The organism is Streptomyces iakyrus (assembly GCF_000717055.1).
In the GTDB taxonomy this organism is placed as follows: Bacteria; Actinomycetota; Actinomycetes; order Streptomycetales; family Streptomycetaceae; genus Streptomyces; species Streptomyces iakyrus.
Genome location: NZ_JNXI01000002.1, coordinates 85337 through 105988 on the forward strand (window position 1 = coordinate 85337; position 20652 = coordinate 105988).

Annotated in this window: 18 protein-coding genes; 13 read left to right on the plus strand and 5 right to left on the minus strand. The window is 69.2% G+C overall.

The window, feature by feature from the left end; translation table 11 throughout:
• The first annotated feature begins 32 nt into the window (after positions 1 to 32).
• The 10 genes from OO68_RS42930 to OO68_RS03200 all read left to right on the plus strand — a co-directional run bounded on the left by OO68_RS42930 (position 33) and on the right by OO68_RS03200 (position 8976).
• Positions 33 to 638, plus strand: coding sequence for a hypothetical protein (locus tag OO68_RS42930; protein ID WP_157852666.1), 606 nt, complete (start codon positions 33 to 35; stop codon positions 636 to 638).
• Between the two features lie 183 nt (positions 639 to 821).
• Entirely contained in the window at positions 822 to 1421 is a 600-nt protein-coding gene (locus OO68_RS03160; RefSeq protein WP_033306553.1) for a hypothetical protein, read from the plus strand.
• 95 nt (positions 1422 to 1516) lie between these two features.
• Positions 1517 to 2287, plus strand: coding sequence for a hypothetical protein (locus tag OO68_RS03165; protein WP_051814335.1), 771 nt, complete (start codon positions 1517 to 1519; stop codon positions 2285 to 2287).
• Positions 2284 to 2745, plus strand: coding sequence for a hypothetical protein (locus tag OO68_RS46125; protein ID WP_157852667.1), 462 nt, complete (start codon positions 2284 to 2286; stop codon positions 2743 to 2745). The genes OO68_RS03165 and OO68_RS46125 overlap by 4 nt, the downstream gene beginning before the upstream one ends.
• A 90-nt stretch (positions 2746 to 2835) precedes the next feature.
• Positions 2836 to 3324, plus strand: a complete 489-nt coding sequence (locus tag OO68_RS42935) for a hypothetical protein (protein ID WP_051814337.1) — start codon at positions 2836 to 2838, stop codon at positions 3322 to 3324.
• Positions 3325 to 3735: 411 nt separating this feature from the next.
• Positions 3736 to 4182, plus strand: coding sequence for a hypothetical protein (locus tag OO68_RS03180; protein ID WP_033306555.1), 447 nt, complete (start codon positions 3736 to 3738; stop codon positions 4180 to 4182).
• Between the two features lie 117 nt (positions 4183 to 4299).
• Entirely contained in the window at positions 4300 to 5163 is an 864-nt protein-coding gene (locus OO68_RS03185) for an adenine nucleotide alpha hydrolase family protein (protein WP_209442536.1), read from the plus strand.
• Positions 5160 to 6413 (plus strand): DNA cytosine methyltransferase, encoded by a 1254-nt coding sequence (locus OO68_RS03190; protein ID WP_033306556.1) that lies wholly within the window; start codon positions 5160 to 5162, stop codon positions 6411 to 6413. Before OO68_RS03185 ends, OO68_RS03190 begins: the two co-directional genes overlap by 4 nt.
• Entirely contained in the window at positions 6414 to 7544 is a 1131-nt protein-coding gene (locus OO68_RS03195; protein ID WP_078625153.1) for a DnaB-like helicase N-terminal domain-containing protein, read from the plus strand.
• Positions 7545 to 7605: 61 nt separating this feature from the next.
• Entirely contained in the window at positions 7606 to 8976 is a 1371-nt protein-coding gene (locus OO68_RS03200) for an SPDY domain-containing protein (protein WP_033306557.1), read from the plus strand.
• A gap of 154 nt (positions 8977 to 9130) precedes the next feature.
• Here the strand turns inward: OO68_RS03200 and OO68_RS03205 are convergent, their stop codons facing one another.
• Positions 9131 to 10027, minus strand: coding sequence for a DUF5655 domain-containing protein (locus OO68_RS03205; RefSeq protein ID WP_033306558.1), 897 nt, complete (start codon positions 10025 to 10027; stop codon positions 9131 to 9133).
• A gap of 751 nt (positions 10028 to 10778) precedes the next feature.
• On the opposite strand from OO68_RS03205, the gene OO68_RS03210 reads away from it, so the two are divergent.
• Positions 10779 to 12002 (plus strand): hypothetical protein, encoded by a 1224-nt coding sequence (locus OO68_RS03210; protein WP_033306559.1) that lies wholly within the window; start codon positions 10779 to 10781, stop codon positions 12000 to 12002.
• A gap of 134 nt (positions 12003 to 12136) precedes the next feature.
• Here OO68_RS03210 and OO68_RS47380 read toward each other — a convergent pair whose 3' ends face one another.
• Together OO68_RS47380 and OO68_RS42065 are read right to left on the minus strand one after the other, a co-directional pair.
• On the minus strand, positions 12137 to 12367 hold the full coding sequence (locus tag OO68_RS47380) for a DUF6308 family protein (protein WP_245236902.1): 231 nt from the start codon (positions 12365 to 12367) through the stop codon (positions 12137 to 12139).
• Positions 12255 to 12821 carry a DUF6308 family protein gene (locus OO68_RS42065; protein ID WP_245236903.1) on the minus strand — a complete coding sequence of 189 codons (567 nt, stop codon included), beginning with the start codon at positions 12819 to 12821 and terminating at the stop codon, positions 12255 to 12257. Before OO68_RS42065 ends, OO68_RS47380 begins: the two co-directional genes overlap by 113 nt.
• 840 nt (positions 12822 to 13661) lie before the next feature.
• Between OO68_RS42065 and OO68_RS48675 the strand changes: the two genes are divergently transcribed.
• Complete coding sequence (locus OO68_RS48675; RefSeq protein ID WP_276329121.1) at positions 13662 to 13856, plus strand: helix-turn-helix transcriptional regulator; 195 nt, start codon at positions 13662 to 13664, stop codon at positions 13854 to 13856.
• A gap of 815 nt (positions 13857 to 14671) precedes the next feature.
• On the opposite strand, the gene OO68_RS47390 is transcribed toward OO68_RS48675, so the two are convergent.
• Entirely contained in the window at positions 14672 to 15046 is a 375-nt protein-coding gene (locus tag OO68_RS47390) for a hypothetical protein (RefSeq protein WP_033306560.1), read from the minus strand.
• 998 nt (positions 15047 to 16044) lie between these two features.
• Positions 16045 to 19584 (minus strand): SpoIIE family protein phosphatase, encoded by a 3540-nt coding sequence (locus OO68_RS03225; protein ID WP_033306561.1) that lies wholly within the window; start codon positions 19582 to 19584, stop codon positions 16045 to 16047.
• A gap of 429 nt (positions 19585 to 20013) precedes the next feature.
• Between OO68_RS03225 and OO68_RS03230 the strand changes: the two genes are divergently transcribed.
• Positions 20014 to 20520 (plus strand): suppressor of fused domain protein, encoded by a 507-nt coding sequence (locus tag OO68_RS03230; protein ID WP_245236891.1) that lies wholly within the window; start codon positions 20014 to 20016, stop codon positions 20518 to 20520.
• The last annotated feature ends 132 nt before the right edge of the window (positions 20521 to 20652 follow it).

Sequence of the window (20652 nt, forward strand, 5' to 3'; positions counted from 1 at the left end):
ACGTCCGTCCCTTCTCCATCGCGGAGTTCTTCTTGCAGATCATCGACTTGGCCGAGCAGACCCGCCTCCTCGGCCAGGTGGCACCCGCGCTGGAAACCCTGCGCGACGACGTACGAAAGGTCCGCGAGGGAGAGATCCTCAAGCCCGTCCGGGAGATCGCCCCCGTCGCTCGGCGCACGCAGCAGCTGGCGATGCAGTGCACGCAGCAGCTGCACGACCTGTCCATCAGCCAGTACGCCGCCATCAAGGACGGCCGCCAGAACCTGGCCCAACTGGCTGGTGCCTGCGCGCAGGTCTCTCTGGCCGCCACCCTGTGCACGCTCGCCATCAACAGCCGCACCGAGATCCTGCTGTACGAGGACGCCGACCCCAACCCCGCGGCCAGCCGCGACAACCTGCGACGCGCCGCCGACGAAATGGACCGTGCCCGTACTACATACCGCTCGCTGACACAGCACCTGTCAGGGCGCCTGGCCTCGGCCGCCGCCCGGCGCGAGGACGAGCAGCTCATCGACCGCGCGCTCGTCGGCCCCGGCATCACGACCACGCACTCGCCTGCTCCGTCACCCGCCAGTACTGCGTCCAGTCCGGTCCCGCCCAACTCCACGACGAGCGCCCGTGCGCCAAAGGCGCGCTGACCGCGACCCGCTCAACGGCTCGATCCACCCCGTGCTTTGCGGCCTCAAACCGGGCCCCCACGGACATCACCATCCGCGCGGTCGCCAAACATGCGCACCGGCAAGGCGGCTTCGGCACGGCCGCGTAACCCGGCTGCGCCCCACTCGCCGGCTCGCGCTCACCTCCCAACCATCCGGAGCACCATGGCTCTCATCGACGATTCCGATGTCTTCATCGGCTCGACCGGCGATGGATGGACCTTCGTCGTCCTCAACCGCCCTATCCGCAATGCCTCCCGCATCCTGACCGGGGCGGGGTTCACCGCCCGCGAGCACCAGGGCCGCACCCTCTATCTCCTGCCACCCGAGACTGCCGAGGACGCGCACGAGCGCGCCGGTGTCGCGGCCTACGGGCTGCTCGCGCACACCATGGACTTCGTCGACCTCGCCTGGACCACGCGCCAGCACGGCGCAATCCCGGCCGCCCAGCCCGACGTGAGCATCCGCTTCACCGACCACGCGGTCACCGCGACCGCGGCCACGGACCGAGCACGCGCCGTCCTTGCCCGGCACCGCTTTACACCCTCAGCAGACGGCTCGCTGTACGCGCTTGCGGCCGGCCTCAGTGAACGGGCCGTCGTCAGCAGCGTGGTGCAGACCGAGGCCCACCTCCACGCCGACGGCATCAGCGTGCGCATCGACCTCGGCATCGCCACCCTGCAGGACATCCCACCGGCGCCGCCCCGCCCCGGCGCCGCCCTCTCTCCGCCCTCCACCACACCGGGCAAGCGGCGCAGCCGCTGACCACCGTCCCTCTCACCCGGAGCAGCACCATCCGCCAGATCGACCTTCAAATCGAGATCTCCCGCCTGCGGCAACTCGGCAGCGACTTCGAGGACTTGCACAGCGAGATCCGCTCGCTCACCTTGGCACCCGGCACCGAGGCCCGCCAGCAGCTCACGTCGAAGATCGTGACCACGAACCAGCTGGTCCAACGGGCCATGGAACGCCTCGCCGCCCTCGATGGCAGCCAGTACACCGCGGTACCCGGCAGCCGCCCGTCCCTGGAGGCGCTCGCCTCCGTCGTCCTAGCCGCCAGTCTCGCCGCATCCGACCTGGCTTGCGCGCTGGAGGCCAACCCCCTGGAGGGCGCGGCGTTCCCCGGCCCGCCGGCCGATGAAGCAGCCGTGGCCAAGGCACGGCATGCGGAGGCGACCCCCGCCATGGCGAAGCACCTCACCGACGCCGCCCATCAGCTCAACCTGGCCCACACCGGCTGCTACTACCTCGCCAGCGGCATCACCCGAGACCTGAAGCAGCACGCCGAACAGAACCAGGCGACACCGGCGCCGAAGATCACGGACAGTCAGTGTGCCGTCCTCGCCCGGCTGTCCGCAGGGGGCGGCAGCCGTCACGTGATCAGCCGGTACGGCGTGCTCCGGGCCATCGACAAGGACCGGGCCACCGTGAACGTCGCCACCCTCAACGCCCTGATCAAGCGAGGACTCGTCGCGGTGGACACCACCACGTCCCTGCACCAGGGCCAGCGCCTGAACGTCACCGCCGCAGGCCACCGGGCCCTCGCCCAGCACAAGCCCACCACGGCCCCCGCCCGAGCAACGGCCGTGACGCCCCCAGCGACGAAGCAAACAGCGGGACGCACGCGATGACCAGCGCCACCCCACCCAACCCGCCGTCTCATTACCCGGAGCTCAGCGTCCCCCTGCCCCCCGGTCCTGCCGAACCGCCGTTCTCCACACCCGAACTGTCGGCCATCGCGCGCCGACTGACCTGGCAACAGCGCGCCGCCCTCCGGGTTCTGGCACGGACACCCAGCCGAGTCCGGCAACGGGACAACGGCCCGCAGTATGTGGACACCCAGACCTCGTCGCACATCGCGATCACAACGTGGCACGCCCTGGAACGCAAGGGCCTGGCCTACCGCGACCACACCGCCCACCCCGCCTCCCTCCTCGGACAACGCCTGGCACTGACCGGCAAGGGACTGGCCGTCCTCAACCACCTCTCCCGGGCCAGCTTCCCGCCCTCGGCAACCCAACTGTGGCCACCCGCTCCGCCGCGGCATTACACCTCAGCCCCCAGCGCCCCAAACACCCCGCGCCACTGACCGCGCCGCCGCGCATGCAGCCTCCGGACGCCCGACCCACTTCCCCACCAGGAGCCCCTGCACGCCTACGAACCGCACGACCTCGACGACATGACGCTGGAGGAGGCCCTCGACGCCGTCCTCGCCGACCTGCACGACCACCGCATCACCGGTGACGCGGTTGGTCTGTTCAACGTGATGCGGCACATCGACCTGCTGTGCCGCATCACCTCCCGAGTGACCGGCGAAACCCAGTACTGCCTGTTCTACGACCACGCCGACGCCGCAGACCAGGCTCGGGCCGAGCCGCTCAGCCAGGCAGCCGGGCACCTCGGCCGCGCGACCGCCCACTACGCCCAAGCCCTGGCCCTCGTCGTCACCCTGTGCAAGAGCAGCGCACACACGACGCTGCAAAAGCGACTCGACGCGATCGACGTCCACAGGCACCTCGGCGCGCACCGTGCCGATGCCTTCCGCGCGTTGTCCGACGCCCGCCGCTACCTGACCGAGCCGCGCCCGGCCGGCGGAGACACCGCGCCAACGCCACCTCCCGCCCAGCAGCCCCGCGCCAGCCCTGACCGCCAGCCCGCTCGCCCCTGAAGTCCTCCCCCTGATGACGACATCGCCCGACCCCGATCACACCCCCCTGTTCGACGTGGACGTGCCCCAGCCGCTGACCCCCGTGGCGCGGCTGCTGGCGCTTGCCGACCTCTACACCCGGCACAACGACAGGCTCGACATCCTGGTCTTCGGCCGCACCCCTCAGTGCGAGCCGGATGCCTACGCGGCCTCCGCCCGCCGTCTGGAGCGCGAGGCCCTCGCCTGCATCAAAGCGGTCCGGCAGCAGCCCCTGCCCGCCATCGAATCGGTGACCAGCGCCGTGGTACGACTGAAGCAGATTGCCTACCTGACCGGCGGAGCCACTCGCTACCTCACCGCCGCGCAGCACGTCTGGCCCCCGACGGTGCGCAGCACGAGCCCCCCGACCCCCGGCGCGGGTTCGGCCAGTACATGCGGCTGGCCCGCGAACTCACCGCGCTTGCGCCCCTCACCGTCGTCGAGTCCGCCATCCACATCGCCGGCAGGCTGCCCCGCAGAGCCCGCACCGACGCCACCGTCCCCGGCATTGAAGAAGCCCATCGCGGCGTGCTGCTCGACGTGGCCCGCGGCAACATCACCGTCACCGAGTACGACGGGCATCAGCGCGCCTATTGCCACGACGTGGGTGTAGACGGCGAGATGCTGCGCCACCTGGAATCCCAAGGTCTGGTGACCCGCGAGCCCGGGTCCGCACCCCCGTTCTTCCGAGGCGGGCCGCCACGCGACCGCGCACGTCTGACCGCCCCCGGAATCTCGGCCCTCAGCGCTGTCATCGATTCCCCCCTGCGCATCAGCCTGTCGGCGGCCCGCCCCGTGCCCGTCCCCACTGCGGTCAACACCGCCCGCGCACGGCGCTGACAGCGCTGCCCGCTCCCCCAGCGGCTGCCGTCTCCTCGTTCATGCAAGGAAATCTTGATTCACGCCTCTCCCACCCTCATCTGCATTTCGCTTGGCGCCGGCGTCCAATCCAGCGCCATGCTTGCCCTCTCCGCCAACGGAGTGCTCCCCAAGGCCGATTACGCCATCTTCGCCGACACCGGCTGGGAACCCCGCGCCGTCTACCAACACCTCGACCGCCTGGAACGGGAAATCGCAGCCCCGGCCGGAATACCCATCCTTCGAGTCTCCTCGGGCAACATCCGAAATGATGCGCTCGACCCGGCACACCGGTTCGCCTCCATGCCCCTCTACGTCCTCAATCAGGACGGAAAGCAGGGGATGACCAGGCGGCAGTGCACTGGGGAATATAAAATCAAGCCGATCAAGAAAAAGGTCCGCGAACTTCTCGGATATCCCTATCCCGCACGCATCCCGAAGGATGTCTTCGTCGAGCAGTGGGTGGGAATCTCCACGGACGAATTCCACCGCGCCAAGGACGCAGACGTCAAGTACATGCGCAACCGGCATCCTCTTCTGGACCTCTCCTGGAGCAGGGCCGACTGCGTTCGTTACCTGACCTCGCTCGGGCTTGCCGATACTCCGAAATCAAGCTGCCTGGGATGTCCGTTCCACGGAAATGCGCAGTGGAGGCATATCAGGGACACATCGCCGTCCGAGTGGGCGGACGTCGTTGAATTCGACACGGCCATCCGACAAGGCAATGCCCGCGCCAACGCGGCGGGCAGCCGACTGCTCGGCGAGGCTTTCTTGCACCGCTCTCGCGTCCCGCTGAGCCAGGCGCCGATCGACCACGTCACCGCCGCGGAACGAGCCGCTCTGCGCATCGATGCGGACGAGGCCGACGCGCTGGAGAACGGCGTCGAGGGCGGCTGCTCGCCCTGGGCATGCCGCGGAGATGCGGATGCACTCACGCAGGACGACTTCGGGCTTGCCACGTGATACTTGACCTCTTCGCGGGGCCGGGCGGCTGGAGCAGAGCACTGGGCGTCCTCGGCGTGCGCGACGTCGGTCTGGAATGGGACACGTGGGCATGCAAAACCCGTGCCGCTGCCGGGCAGTTGACCGTCCGGACCGACGTGGCGATGTATCCGACATGGCCCTTCATCGGCCGCACGCGCGGGCTGATCGCCTCACCGCCGTGCCAGGCGTGGAGCATGGCCGGCAAACGCCTCGGCCTATTGGACCAGCCGCTGGTGCACGCGGCGGTCGAGGACCTGGCCGCCGGACGTGACACCCGCGAACGCCTCCTCGCCGCGTGCCGTGACGAGCGCTCCCTGCTCGCAGCCGAGCCGATGCGCTACCTGCACGCCCTCAACACGGTCGGCGAGCCCGACTGGGTCGCGATGGAGGAAGTGCCGGATGTCCTGCCCCTGTGGAAGCAGTACGCAGCGATCCTGCGCACCTGGGGTTACTCGGTATGGGCCGGGATCCTCAACGCCGCCGACTACGGCGTCCCCCAGACGAGAAGGCGGGCGATCCTGCTCGCGTCACGCACCCGTACCGCCGAACCTCCCCCGCCCACGCACGCCAAGACCGCCGAGCCGGAGAGCCTGTTCGGCCCGGGCCGCGCCCGGTGGGTGTCCATGGCCGAGGCCCTCGGCTGGGGCGCCACCGACCGACCGGTGCCGACCGTGTGCGCCGGCGGCGGCCCCGGAGGAGGACCCGAGCCATTCCCGTCCGGCTCACGCAAGACCCTCATCGACGCCCGCAACCGCGGCACCTGGACACCACAACCCGGCCCGGAGAACGTCCTGCGACGCCATCGCGACGGTACTAGCCGGGCACACCGGCAGGGTCCCCTGGCGAACCGCCCGGCACCGGCGCCCACCTCCGCGGAGCACCGCTGGTCCTGGTCGCTGCGCAGCAACAACCAGGCCAACGCCACCATCCGCAGCGTGGACGAACCCGCCGGCACCTTGTTCTTCGGACACCGCGCGAACGAGTGCACCTGGGTCGCCGAACCCACACACGACCCGAACGGCAACTCACCGGCACCGGACCCGATCCGGATCACCGCCCAGGAAGCCGGCCTCCTGCAGTCCTTCCCCGCCGACTACCCGTGGCAAGGCAACAAAGGCCAGATCTTCAGCCAGATCGGCAACGCCGTCCCGCCCCGGCTCGCAGCCCACCTGCTGGCCCCGCACCTGGGCAAGACCCTCACCCCCGACGACTTCACCCTGGCCGCCTAAATGCCCCACCCCACCGACCCGTACGAGGATGACGACCTCGACGACCTGCCCGACACTCATCCGCCGCAACCCGTGCGCTACGCCGAGCAAGCCCTCCTCGGTGCCCTCCTCCTCGATCCGCACCGTCTCGGCGACGTGACCGGCATCACCGCCGACTCGTTCTCCACCGCCGCACATGCCGCCCTGTTCGCCGCGATCAGCACCCTGCCGCCGCCCGACCCCGCCGAGCACGCGAAGAACACCAACTGGCTCAACCAGGTGCTCGCCACGGGACGCGAGCAGGCGCGCGGGCTGACCGCCTCCTACCTGCACACCCTCATCCAGGTCTGCCCCTGGCCCCGCCACGCACCGGCCTACGCGCGAATGGTCGAGGCCGAACGCGCCCGCCGCCGTCTGCAGAGTGCCGCCGAACATCTCGTCCAGACGGTCCACGACGCCTCCCTCCCTCACCCCGTCCAGACGGTGCTCGCCGCAGCCGACGCCCTCGCCGCGGTGGTGGACGACATCGCGAGCCGCTTCCCCCCGCGCGCCGGCGTCCTGCCCCGCACTGCGGCACCACCGCCGGCCCTCGCGCCCGACTACGCCGAGGCGGTCGAGGAGGAGCAACTGCTACTCGCGACCGCCACCGCCCACCCCACCGACATCGAGTCCGTCCGGTGGCTGCTCCCCGACGACTTCCACCTGCCCCTGCACGCCGGCCTGTGGCAATGCCTGACCGCCCTGGCCCGGCGCCGCGAGCCCGTCGATCCCGTCACCGTCCTGTGGGAGGCCCAACAGCGCGGCCTGCTGAACGGCGGCAGTGAACCGGGCGAAGTGCTGCGCATGCTGGCAGACCCGGCTGGTTCCGTGGAGCACTGGGGCGAGCGCGCCCTGAAGCGTTCCCTCCTGGCCAACGCCGATTACACCGGCCGGCGCATCGAGGCGTACGCCGGCGACCCGGCGAACACCCCGTTCCAACTCGTCGTCGGCGCCCGCCGCTCCCTCGCCGACATAGGCGCCATCCGCACCCGCTGGCAGCACGCCACCGGAGCAGTCCCGACGCCACGACCGAGACCCGCGCCCACCACCCGCACCGGCCCACCGACCACCACAGCCGCGCACACCGCCCGCACCGCGCGAGCAACCCGATAGCACCCCGCATACGCGGGTGGCCGGACCCGAAGGCCCGGCCACCGCCAGAGACGACACCCACATGACTCCCACCATCGACGCCCACGTATGCCTCGACACCCACCCCACCCATCCCAGCGCCGTGACCGCCGTCCTGACCGGCACCCAGGCACACGTTGCTCACCTGGGCCTGGAAGCAGCCGACTGGACCGTCGTCGCCGACAACACCCTGGTCCTGGTCCGCATCGACCACGAGGAGCCCTACTGGGCCAAGGACGCGGCCAAGCACCTGGCCGCCGAAGGCATCACCGTCGAGATCACCCCTCGGCTCCAGAAGGCCATGGACGAGGAATGGACCTGGGCGAACTACCCCATGCCCTGGTGCACCCGCAGCGAAATCCGCGAGGTCTCCAATCAGGCGCAGAAGATCCACGACGACATCCGCCACGGCCAGCTCCTCATCCACGCCCACGCCCACGACGGCCACACCACCGTCGCGGTCGGCACCTACCTCGGCCGCAACGGCAAGTCCGTCTACCTCCACGGTGAAGACCACCTGCGCCAGGTTGCCGACACCTTCGACTCACCCGCTGGGGCCATGCTCGCCTTCGAGAAGGTCCACGGCTCAGAGATGCGCCCCGGCCCGGCGCCCCTGACCGACACCGAACGCGCCGCCGCCGAAGCCCGCGCCCCACTCGCCCTCCCCGCAGCCACGCCCGAACCGGCGCGCCAGAAGCCGGAGATCGTCCCGGCCTACCTGGCCGACGCAGGCGACCACGACGCCCTCCTCGACGCGTTCATCAACTCCCACAGCGAATGGGAGAAGTGGCGGACCTGGTCGGACGAGACCACCCACGCGATCCACGAGTCCCAGACCCTGCGCATCGAGCGCGTCCACGAAACACCCGCTCATGAAACAGCGTGGACCGTGGCCGCCTACGAGACACCCGTCTCCGACCGCATGTGGGTCCTCACCGCGACCGGCGCAACCCCCGCCCCGGTGATAGAGGAGCTTCTGAATCACCTCGCCTACGGCGACGGCTGGGACACGGCCATCGGTGCCCCGGTGGACGAGAAGATGGTCACCGCGGCCACGCAGCCCCTCTCCGACGCCGGATGGAAGCACACCGTGGACGGGCGATGGATCCGCTGGACGTCCCCCGGCGGAGACGCGGGCGTCCAGTTCGACGCCTTCACCGCCCAGCACCCGAGCCAGAATCTGGCCACCTGGACGGTCTGGGCCGGTCCCGACTGTGACCGGCCCACCTGGGCCGTCACCGCGTCCCGGCACACCCCGAGTTCGCTGCTGGCCGATCTCTCCGGGACCCTCGCCCATGGAACCGGCCTTCGCCGCCCACAGCCGGCCAGCCCCGAACGCAGGACGAGCCTCATCACCAGCCCGCCGGTCGCTCCCGCAGTCGCGGCCAACCCCGCTGCCAGCCGTTCACGCTGATCATCGGTGCCAAAGAGCGGGGCAACATAGCGCGGGATCGCCGGTTAGCCAAACCGGCGATCCCGCGCATCATTGGTAGTCCACCGCCACGCCCTACTCTCACGTCGAAAGGCATCACCCCACGACCACAGAGCAGCCAGAGGCCGGCAGGCGATCACGCCGCCGCGTAGCTGGCCCGGAACAGATCCTGCGCCCGCTCCACGTCCTTCGGCGTACGCAGCTGCACCTCCAGATCACCCGTCCCGTGGTGACCGAGACCGGACACGTCACGAGTGAATCCCGGAACCAGGTCGACGTCCTGCGGGTCAACCTTCAGGTAGACCAGCAGCTTGCTGCGCTGCGGCGGGCAGAGGCAGGCGAAGTTCCGCAACCGCTGATACGCCCGGTACTGCTTGCGCTCGACACGGTTCACACCGTCCCCAAGCCCGAGCAGCGCCTCATCGACCGCGCTCGCCAGCTCCACCATCGACCCGCCCTGGACGTCGGCAGCCGCCCGGGCAATCCCCTGGCGGCGCGCCCGGCGTGCCACCTGCAGGCCGCCGCTCACGGACGCCACGGTCTCAAGCCCGAGCAGGTCGCTGCCGAAGAGTCGGTAGCGGACCAGGTCGATCGACCTCCGGTGCTCACGCACGGCATGCACGTCGTAGCGCGTGAAGTCACCGGCGATACAGATCAGTCGAGGGCCGCTCCACAGGACCTGGGACGCGGCCGTCACCCCGAGCCGGTCGCGGACCAGGTGCTCGAACTCGGCGCGATGGTCCATCAGCCAGGCCAGGTAGAACAGGCCCTGGTTAATGACGCCGGCGTCGACACCGCGCTTGTACTCGACAATGACGGGCGACCCGTTCTCGTCCAGCCCGAGCGAATCGATTCGACCCCCGTGGACTGGCCCAGTGCCGTACTCGCTCGCCAGGAACCGGACGCCCAACAGCGTCTCCATATGCGCCTCGACAAGGCCCTGCACATCTGCCTCGACCTCAGCAAGACGCGGCGTGACCTCGGTCACGCCGCTATTCGTCGTATCCGTGCGGAACAGCTTCAGGCCCGACACCTTCCCCTCCTCGGCTCGGAGATCGTCAACGCCGAGCCGGGGCAGGATTGTTTCCGCGAGGGGCTTCGGGAGAGTGAAGACGGTGTGAGAAGCTACCTCCGGGTCGCCGCGAGGAACCCGTCGTCCCACGGCTCCCAGGGATCGCCCAGATCCCACATACGTCCCACAGGATCGCGGGACGAGCGCCTGGAAGACTGCGTTTGCGCAGGTCAGCCCCCGTAGCTCAGTGGATAGAGCACGTGCCTTCTAAGTGCTTGGCCGCCCGTCCACGCAGCTGAAGAACGGGCGGCTAGCGGCCCCCTCCCTCCCCTCTTCCGCCTGCAGTTCGAAGCCGTAGCGAGAGGAAGAGGTGCCGCCGGCCACCTCGATTGACCATGTTCGCGCTCGGCCGAGGGCAGGCCATGGTCTCGGACCTAACGGCAAAATCGTCAGGTCGCTCGGTTCGGTCCGAACATCCTGTTCGGCGATCAGTGCCCTCGCCCCAGCGGAGCGGAGTCGCCGCCTTGAAAGGAGCAAGGACGCGAAGCGAATAGCGAACCGTCAGGGCGCCCGCCGGACCGATCCGTTCGATCAGCGAGTCGGACACGAGTAGAAGATCCGGAGGAAGCGCTGCGAGCTGTGCGGACCTGACCGCTGTAGGCCCACTGCCCCCGTGTCTCCCAGTACGCCCTGTTTCCGCAGGACAGCCCCGATTGTCAGACCCTCCCCGTAGCGTTGTGAGTCCTACTCGTGGCGGCTGCGGGGAGCACCAATGGACGACGACATTCAGATCGACAGCGACGAAGACCTCTTCCGCAACCCCGTCTTCTACGAACCGGCCGGCCGCAACCTCGACCTGGACCGCCCCGACCTCGGCGTCCCGCAAGGCCAAGACCTCCTGAACGTGCTCCTGCGCATGCGAGGACGTGTCCCCGTCGAAAAGCGCGGGCTCATCTGCCCCGACTGCCGGGATCTCCGCGGCCGGCGCGTCCCCATGTACCTCGTCCAGCGTGACGGCGTATGGCTTGCCTCCCACTACCGGAAACCCGGGGAGAAGCCCATCAGCCACGAGTCCGACGAGCACCTCGCCCGCAAGGAACGCGTCGCGAAAGACTCCGAAGATCACGGCTTCCACGCCGACATCGAGTCGCAGACCGCCGACGGGCACGCGCGCCTCGATGTACGCATCAACGGCGCCAACGGCATCGTCCTGGGCTACGAGCCTCAGCTGAGCGCCCAGACAGCCCGCGGAATGCGTGCACGGGAGAGGTTCCGACGCCGCGGCGGTATTCAGTCGGTCTGGGACTTCGCCGACCCCGACCACGCAGGCATCGGCACCGTCCCTTACGTCCGCACGCCCAACCTGCCGGCCTCCGTCATCCGCGTGCAGAAGAACCCCATCGCGGTCCAGGACGGCAACTTCGTCCTGGAGGAGGGCCAGTGCAGCCAAAACGGCGCGCTCACCCGGTGCCCGGAGAAGCCCTACGACCCGGAGAACCCCACCGACGCCGGGTACTGCGGGGGCTGGCACCGCGTCCTGATGCCCGCCCATCAGTCGAGCGCCTTCACAGGGGAAGGCGGCCTGACCCTCACCCGGTTCATCGTGGAAGCTGCGGCCGGTGAGCGGATCCCGTTCCAACGGGGCGGCCACCACGGTTGGCTCCCCGCACAGCAGTGGCAGCAGTACCTTGAGGCGAACGGGCCCGCCCTGGACGACAAGGAGCGCCAGCCATCCGTACGACAGGGGGACCGGCGCGACAGGTGCACCGAGGACCGTCCGGCTTCGGAGGAGCGGGCTGAACCGAAGCAAAGACGTGGCAGCCGCGCGATCGTCCTTGAGTCCCGCCCACGGGAAACCGAGGACGCCAGGGTTCCGGTGGATGCGTCGGGTCAAGTGATCCCGCTCTGCCGCTTCGGCTGCGGTCAGCCCGCAAGCCTCCGAGGACCCGAAGGGTTGCCCGAGCACTTCTCGTGCCGCAGGAAGCGTGAGGCGTGATATATCAGCCACCGCTGACCGCCCCTCGCTGCGTCACCTGGTGCCAGAACTCCTGCCCAAGCGCTCAGCGTCGCCCGCCCTCGGTGCCCCATCGGCCTCCGCATGCGCCTCCCCGCCACGCTCCACCTCCGAGCTCAGCTCCTCGCGACCTGACCCTGCCGGCCTTGGTGCATCCAGGCGACGACGTCGAACACACGCAGGACGCCGATGTCCTCACCGATAGCCGCCTGATCGCGGAGATGGACCAACTGATCATGGAAGGCACCGTTGTCCACCCGCAGGGTCGCAGCCAGCGCGGTCCAGAAGGGTTGGTCCGTCTTCGACCGCTCGAACAGTTGCTTGATGCGGATGTCGTAGATGGGGATGAGGTGCGGCCGCTTTGCGGGCCAGCAATTTGCCTGCGACAACCGGGCCGCTGCCGTCGCGTTTGCCGGGGTACTGCTTGGTGCCGGCCAGGCGTTCCCACAACTCCCATGCGGGTCCACCCTCCTCCATGAGCGCATCGCTTCCAGGATTCTCCAAGCGCGCGTCACGAGGGATGAGCGACAGCAGACGCGCCCAGTGCCCCTCAGGGTCGGTCAGCAAGTTCATCGCCCCGTGCGGCTCGAGGGACACACTGAGCGTGGTGATGGCCACCAGGTCGTTGCTGTCGAAGGAGTCCGCGACGTGCTCGGCGTCCCCGCCCCCGCCCAGGCGCTCGAAGCGTGCGCCGGAATAGAACAGGTCACCGCGTGAGCGTCGTCGGGTGAAGTACTCAACCAGCAGGCTCACGGCGGCCTCGTCGTCCCAGTAGATCTCCGGGATCTTCAATTCGATCACCGAGAGGTCCCCCAACTCCCTTGCGACCAGCGATAAGTCGGTGGACTGTACACCAGCTGAGATCATGCAGTGACTCGGGCGGAATGCGCCGCCAACACGTGCACCTGTGCTGCGCCGTTGAGATGTGGGATGGCTTCTGGAATTGGTCCAGGCATAGGCGTCGGTGTCATTGCCGACGAGCAGTGGAAGGCCGGAGCGGTAGCGGGGCCAGCGCTGCGACAGTCGACTACACGAGCGGACGCACATTGCGCGGGCATGCTTCGAAGCGAAGCAACATAGCACGAGATCGCCGGTTAGCCAAACCGGCGTTTCCCCGGATCATTGATGATCCACCGCCGCTACCTGCACCTACGTCGAAAGGAATCGCCAAGACGGCTGTCAATTCAAATAGTCGCGCGGCTGTCAGCTCTCTGCGCTGCCACAGAGCTCCTGTGGAACAGGTGGCATGGGCGCTCAAGATCCCGCGATGCGCGTAGCAGCATCCCCACCTCCCCCGCCGCAGGGGACCGGTTTCTATCACATCCCGAGTGCACCCGGGAATGAAGTTGACCTGCAGCGGGGTGGTCTGCTCATCGGCATCAACCTAAGCGCGCAAGGCGGGGTCACCTCACTTACGTCACTTGCTGTTTTGATCAATTTCCGGGTCGGCACCGTGATCCACTGGCCCTGCCACAGGCATTGGCGCCAGACGTTTTCAGCAGCTTCAAACCCCATCAGCTGCGCGCAAGCCGCACCGCCTTAGCAACTGGAGAATCCGAATTGCACGGACAAACCAACGAGGTGCAAGGCACCCGTTACAGCCCTACACACATCCGCGCCACCTGGGACGGAACGGGCAGCGTGGAAGACGCTTCCAGGGCGTTGGGGTTCTCTCGGGCGAAGGGCTACGACCTCGTGCGTCGCGGAGAGTTCCCGTGCCGCGTGCTACGCATCGGACGTACCACGCGTGTCGTCACTGCGTCCTTGCTCCGCGTGCTCGAAAGCGGAGAGCCGGAGTACAACGGTGCCCACACCAGCCGCTGCACTCCGTCGTAGCCCCTGCGCACAGAAGCCCCGCCGAGCCCCGGCGGGGCTTCGTCGTGTCATGAGCCCCTATAGCGAGCGCCTACAGGAAGCGGACCGGACCGCACTGTGGCACAACTGCCCTGACGTTCCAGGCCAGGTCCCGGGTTGCGGGCAGCGTTCGACAGCGGGCGACGTGTAGGGATGCCACCCGCTACAAGGCCGGCGGAGCAATGCGGCCGCGCGGTGAAGCGGGCAAAGTCCTCCGCGGTGACGTGTGGCAGGCTGGCGACCGTCGCCTCCGGCAATGCCGTCGCGGTCGCTCCACGCGAGCCGCGCGACATCGGGGGGAACAAACAGTGCCGCGGACGCTTCCACAGGCATTGCGCTTTGCAGACGTGAAGGCTACAACCTGATTGGTCGCGAAGAGTTCCCGGGTCGGATGCTGCGCGTCGACCGTAAGACGCGTGTCGTCACGGCGTCCTTGCTTCGGGGGCTCGAGAGAGGAGAACCCGAGTGCAACGGCGCCCACGACGGACACTGGATCCCACCTACTCAGAAGCCCCGCCGGTCCGCACCTGCGGGGCTTCTCGTCGCACGCCGCTCTCACACGCCTATCACCGACTGCGTCGACTCCCCCGGACCAGAACGCCCTGACCTGGCATTACGCGCTCATCTTGGACTGACCTGGACGCCCACGGACGGTCTCTACAACCTGTGCCATGTGGTACCCAGTGAGGGACCCAAGATCAGGACCGGAGCGTCTTCTGGCCCGTCAAAGCGGTATTGCAGGGTGTTCGGTGGTGTCTCGCTCACCCGTCTGAGCCTCTCATCTGTCACGACAGCCCCTATGAGCGGGGTGCTGGCTGCAGCTGTTTTACCAGGTGGAAGACCTCCCGGGCCGCGTAGCGTTTGAGGCAGCGGACGATTTCGCGCCGCGTCTTGCCCTCCTTGATCCGGCGCTCGTAGTAGTCCTGAGTGCGCGGGTCGACCCGCGCGGCCCGCCGCACGGTTCCCGACTTCCTCGCCCACTTCAGCAGATCCCGGTATCCGGCAGCGGTGGCACGGAACTCGTCAGTGGCCAGCACCGCCCCCGTCAAGGAAAGCACCGAAGCCACATGGGCATCGCGGTGCGTATCCACGCCCAGCACCACCTCCCCCGCGGGGCGACGACGGTGGGACTTCGGAGCAGGCAACGTACTGGACATGGTCGAGTTCGCCATACCCGATCCCTTCCCGGTCCTATGACATGTCGCGTTGCCGGTACCGTGCCGCGTCGGACGGTCAGAATCGTGAGGACGCCACAGCGATCGGCAGGCCCCTATCGGGACACGCCCCGCCAGTCCGGTACCGACAACGCACTATCCCCGGCCAAAGGCCAACACTGTGACAGCGGGACACTTCGGTCAGAAATATCATGAGTCAGGCCCCGGGCCCGGGACAGCACCCGCCCATCCTCCCGCTGTCATCTCCCCGGCGCTCAGGGGCCGCAGAAGATGCTCAGTTCCCCTCACTCAACACCCAGAACCTGATTCCAGTCGACCACAACAGCGCACGCAGACAACTGGCCCGTGCAAAGTTCAGGTTCACGACGCCAACGTGACAGCCTGGCCTGGCATGGCGGCACCGCGATGGTCCGATCAAGCGCGCTCCGGTACGCAGCCACTGAAGGTCAACTGAGTCATGTGCTTCGAGCAGGCCGCCCTCCTCGGTGTGCTGCGCTCGGTCATGGCGCAGTCCGGGCCTCAGGGGCCGCTCATCACCAACAACAAGGTGGCCCGGTTCGTCGCCCGGTCGGACGGGCGGCTGCGTGGCGCGGCCGGCGCGGATCTCACCCGACCGGTCCAGGCCGTTGACGAACTACGCGCTGCCGAGTTCGGGGCGACCGAAACATCCCGTTCACACCACGCAAGGCCGCCGTCCAGGTGGTGCGGTCTGCCCAGTCGAAGCGCACGTTGCCGGAACGGGATGCCACCCGCGCTGGAACCCCCGGACCGTCAGCTGCTGCACCATGCGGCGGCCGGTCTTTCCGGTGGCGCCGGTCACCAGAACCGTCTCGTTGCTCATGCCCTCCAGCCAACCCGTCAAGCACGCGGTCGGGCCATTCCAGGATCCGCAACTCTGTTAACAGTAAGGGCAGTTCGTTAGCAGCGGATTGGTAAATCCGCAGCATCGTCAGCAATGACTACGAACAGTAACGGTCGGTTGTGCGGCACTTCCGTCAGCTTGCGGATCGCCGGTTCGACACGATGGGTTCGGCGGTGGCAGCGAGCAGGGCGGTGTCGTCGTCGACCCGGTCGGGGACGTTCAGCAGCTCCAGGGCCCGTTCGATGATCCGCTGGGGGTCGGTGCGGGCGGCGACGGGGAGCGCGCCGCAGGTCTGGCACAGGGACGCCAGGCAGTCGTCCATGGACAGCGCCCGGTTTTCCACCAGGCCGTCGGTGTACAGCAGCAGGCTGGTGCCGGGCGGGAACGCCACCTCGCGGTCGACTGGGGTGCTGCCCAGTCCCAGCGGCAGCGCCGGGGGCAGCTCCAGGTAGGCGGTCTCGGCGGCTACCAGCAGGGGCGGCAGGTGCCCGCCGGCGGCGTAGCGCAGGCTGTGGCGGTGCGGGTCGTAGACCGCGTACAGGCAGGTGGCGAAGCGTTCGGCGGCGAGCGACTGCAGGTAGGCGTCCAGCCTGGCCAGCACCTGGGCCGGGCCGGCGCCCTCCATCGCGAGGCTGTGCAGGGCGGAGCGCAGTTGGCCCATCACGATGGCGGCTTCCACGTCGTGGCCCATGACGTCGCCGATGGCCAGCCCCACGGCACCGTCGGGCAGTGCGAGCACGTCGTACCAGTCGCCGCCGACCTCAGCGCCGCGGTTGCTGGCCCGGTAGTGGGTGGCCAGGCGCACACCGGGCACCTCGGGCAGGCGGTGGGGCAGCAGGGCGCGCTGCAGGGTCAGGGCGAGGCGGCGCTCGTTGTGGTACCGGGTGGCGTTGTCGTAGGCCAGGGCCAGGCGGTGGGCGAGGTTCTCCAGATACTTGTGTTCGACCGCGGAGTAGTCGGTGTGCCGGACCAGTACCAGGGCCCCCAGTGTCCGGTCGTGGGCGAGCAGCGGCAGGGCCAGCACGGCGGCGGGCGGCGGGTGCGGGCCGGCTGGGGCTGGGGCGGTGCCGTTGATCGCGTGGGTGGCGGCGCTGGCCAGGGCCTCGCGGGCAAGAAGGGGTGCGCCGGCGATGTATGCCGGGGGCGACTGGGCCGGGGCGGGTGCCGCTGCGGTGAGGTGGATGCTGATCTGGTCGGCGAAGTCGGGCAGCAGGATCTGTCCGGCGGTCTGCAGTATGTGGTCCGGGTCGAGGGTGGCGGACAGCCGCAGGCCCGCGTCGGCCAGGGTGGCCAGCACGGCCAGCTGGTCGCGGGTCTCGGTCAGGACCTGTTCACGCAGCCAGGACAGCTCCAACCCGGTGCGGACGCGCGCCAGCAGCTGGCGCGCGGAGAAGGGTTTGGCCAGGTAGTCGTCGGCGCCGGCCTGCCGGCCCTGCACGGATTCCTCCTCGCCGGCGCGGGCGGTGAGCAAGACGATCGGCAAACGGGCGGTGCGTGGGTCGGCGCGCAGCGCCCGGACCAGCTCGAAGCCGTCCATGCGGGGCATCATTACGTCGCTGAGCACCAGCTCCACCGGCTGGGCCAGGGCCGTCTCCAGGGCCGCCCGGCCGTCGGCGGCGAGCAGCACGTCGTAGTCCGGGTCCAGGAGCTGGGTGAGGTAGGCGCGCATGTCGGCGTTGTCGTCGACGACCAGTAGGCGGGCCCGACGGGGGCGGTCGGTTTCGTGCGGGCCAAGGCCGTCGGTCGCGGGGGCGGACGGGGCATCGTGGGTCGCTGGGGCGGACGGAGTCTGTGCCGAGGGGCTCGGCGCGGCGGGAACGGGCTCAGCCGCCAGCCAGCCCAGCGCCTCGTCCACATAGGCCGCAGCGCGGCCGGACCGGCCGCCTCCGCCTTCCCTGAGGGTCTCCGCGGGGAATCCGACGCTGTCCGCGGCCGGGTTCGGGCGGGGCCGGTGGGCGGCGGCGAAGGGGAGATCCACGGTGACGGTGGTGCCCTGGCCGGGCCGGCTGTCCACGCCGACGGTGCCGCCGTGCGCTTCCACCAGGTCCTTCACCAGCACCAGGCCGAGGCCGCTGCCCTCGTGGGAGCGGGAGCGGGCTCCGCGGACTCGGTGGAAGCGCTCGAACAGGCGCGGCAGCTCGTCCGCGGGGATGCCGGTGCCGGTGTCGGTCACGGTCAGCCGGGCCCGGTCGCCGGCCGCGGCCACCTGCACTCGGGCGCCGCCGGTGAAGGTGAACTTCAGGGCGTTGCTGAGCAGGTTGAGGATGATCTTTTCCCACATCTCCCGGTCCAGGGACACCGGCTCGGGCAGCGGCGGGCAGTCCACCTCCAGCGTCAGCCCGGCCGCCTCGAAGGCGGAGCGGAACACCCCGGCCAGCTCGGCCGTGGCACGGGCGAGGTCGACCGGCTCAAGGGCCGGGCGTATCTGCCCGGCCTCGGCCCTGGCGACGTCCAGGAGGGTGTTGACCTGCTTCAGCAGGCGCAGAGCGCCGCGCTCGGCCAGCTCCAGCTGCTCGCGCCGCTCGGGCCGGTCCTCATCGGTCAGGGCCTGCTGGAGCGGGCCCAGGAGCAGGGTGAGCGGGGTGCGCAACTCGTGGCTGACGTTGGCGAAGAAGGTGGTCTTGGCCCGGTCCAGCTCGGCCAGCGCCTCCGCCCGCCGGCGCTGTTCGTCGTGGGCGAGCGCGGCCGTCAGCGCCCCGGCCACGGAGGCGGCGAGCACTTCCAAGAAGTCCCGGTATGCCCCGGCCGGAGGGAAGCAGGGGTTGACACCCACCGCCAGGACGCCTCCCACCTGGCCCGCACAGTCCAGCGGCAGAGCCAGCACCTGCTCGACCGGGAGTCGGGAGGCCGCGGCGTGCCGCCCGGCCGTGTTGCCTCCGGTGAACGCGGCAGCAGGCAGCGTGGCAGGGGCACCGTCGGCGACCACCTGCGCCAGCCGGGCTGCGACCTCCGACCCGTCGGCGGCACTCTGCGAGACGGCCTCGGGCGCCTGTTGGAGCCCGGCGGAGGCAGCCGGCCGCAGCACCCCCGACTCGGAGGCCAGGTACACGCCGAGGAACGGGATCTCCTCGGGGTAGGAGCCCAGCACCTCCGCGACGACGCGGGCGACCTCACCCGGCGTGGGCAGCCCGGCGGTGCGGGCGCCGGCCTCGCTCAGCAGGCGCAGCCGACGCTCGCCCAGTACCCGGCCGGTGGTCTCGGTGAGGATCTGCAGCACGCCGCCGGCGGTGCCGTCGTCCAGCAGCACGGGCTGGAAAGAGGAGTCGAAGTAGCACTGCTCCGGAAAGCCGTGGCGCTCCATGATGAGCGGTTCATCGGAGATCAGCATGGACTTGCGGGTGTCGATCACATAGTGGAAGTGGGAGCTCACGGGGGCCCAGACCTCGGGGAACACCTCCTTGTACGGCTTGCCGAGCGCCCAGGGGTGCTTGGCGCCGGGAATGAGTGCGGCGCCCAGGTTGTACAGCGTGGCGAACTCGGGGCCCCAGTACAGAGCCATGCCGTGCTCAGACGTGAGCATGAGGCGCAGGGTGTCCACCAGGGGCCCCGGCCAGGACTCGGGGGGCCCGAGCGGCGTCGCCGCCCACTCGATCCCGGCCAGAAGCTCGCCGAACGCACCGGCCTCGGCGAACATCCGGGCCGCCGCGGTGCGCGGGTCCTCGGGCCGGGTCATGAAGAAATCGTCCTCCTGACGCCTACGTGATCCGCCCGCGCCCCCCAAGGCTGCCGGACGCTACTCGCTGCGGACCTTCGGGCAGAACGCACGCCGGATCCGACGCGTCTGGCTACACTCCCGCCAGAATCACAAGGCCAATTGGGCCCAAACTGCTATTTACTCAGAAGTGTAGGCTTTTAAGCGCCCGCCGACGGAGGTGATCATCAACTCGCAGTCCTGTGGGCGGCCGACATCGGTCGCGAGACTGGTGGGCTCGCATATCGAGGTGTCGCGTATGCGGAGCTGACGTCGGCAGCCCCATGACGCTGAGTGGGCTGTCAGGAGCGGTCGATCGCGGTCTGGGATGATCGCGCGGTGAGTGATGCGAGGCTGCTGGCCGCGGAGGCTGTTGAGTCACATGTCCGGGTGTTCTTCGAGGGGCACTCCGTGGAGGTCGTCGACTACGACCTCGGGCCGGAACGGCGACAGGTGGCCCCCGATCTGCGCATCCTCGTTGTGGGGCCCGGCCCCCGCAGCGACACCTGGGCCTATGTGACCGCCGGGTGCTGGGCCGCGATGGAGAAGGACGGTCATGGACTCGAGTTCGTCATGACTACCCATGTCCGCGACCAGCGGTTCATCGAACTCATGGCGATGATCGCCTACTACCACTGCGGAGGACATCAGCTCGACCTGGAGCACAGCATGCCGATCGGTGACCCGTGGGTGCCGGGTTCAACCTGCGATCACCTACTGATCAGCCTGCCCTATCTCCACGGACCCGACCTTGAACACTGTGCCGTTCCCGGGGGTCACGCCCGCTTCGTGTGGACGCTGCCCGTGACGACAGCCGAGATCGAGTTCCGCAGGCGTCACGGCCACGAGGCGTTGGAGCAGCTCTTCGACGAGGCAGAAATCATCCCCACCGATCCCTTCAGGGCGTCGGTCGCCTGAGTTTCCGGCCTCCGGCGGTCACCGTTTGTGGTCTCCAGAGGCGTACCGGCTCCATGTTCCGCCGGCCTCGGTGACGAGGCGCGTGGCGGTCTTGTCGTGGTAGCCGAGGGCTTTCGCGATGACTGGGGCCGG

Bases quoted from the DNA above. Each gene is read 5' to 3' on its own strand.
- OO68_RS42935 (WP_051814337.1), top strand. From the start codon at position 2,836: ATGACGCTGGAGGAGGCCCTCGACGCCGTCCTCGCCGACCTGCACGAC.
- OO68_RS46125 (WP_157852667.1), top strand. From the start codon at position 2,284: ATGACCAGCGCCACCCCACCCAACCCGCCGTCTCATTACCCGGAGCTC.
- OO68_RS47390 (WP_033306560.1), bottom strand. From the start codon at position 15,046: ATGGCGAACTCGACCATGTCCAGTACGTTGCCTGCTCCGAAGTCCCAC.
- OO68_RS03195 (WP_078625153.1), top strand. From the start codon at position 6,414: ATGCCCCACCCCACCGACCCGTACGAGGATGACGACCTCGACGACCTG.
- OO68_RS03185 (WP_209442536.1), top strand. From the start codon at position 4,300: ATGCTTGCCCTCTCCGCCAACGGAGTGCTCCCCAAGGCCGATTACGCC.
- OO68_RS03210 (WP_033306559.1), top strand. From the start codon at position 10,779: ATGGACGACGACATTCAGATCGACAGCGACGAAGACCTCTTCCGCAAC.
- OO68_RS03200 (WP_033306557.1), top strand. From the start codon at position 7,606: ATGACTCCCACCATCGACGCCCACGTATGCCTCGACACCCACCCCACC.
- OO68_RS03180 (WP_033306555.1), top strand. From the start codon at position 3,736: ATGCGGCTGGCCCGCGAACTCACCGCGCTTGCGCCCCTCACCGTCGTC.
- OO68_RS03160 (WP_033306553.1), top strand. From the start codon at position 822: ATGGCTCTCATCGACGATTCCGATGTCTTCATCGGCTCGACCGGCGAT.
- OO68_RS03225 (WP_033306561.1), bottom strand. From the start codon at position 19,584: ATGACCCGGCCCGAGGACCCGCGCACCGCGGCGGCCCGGATGTTCGCC.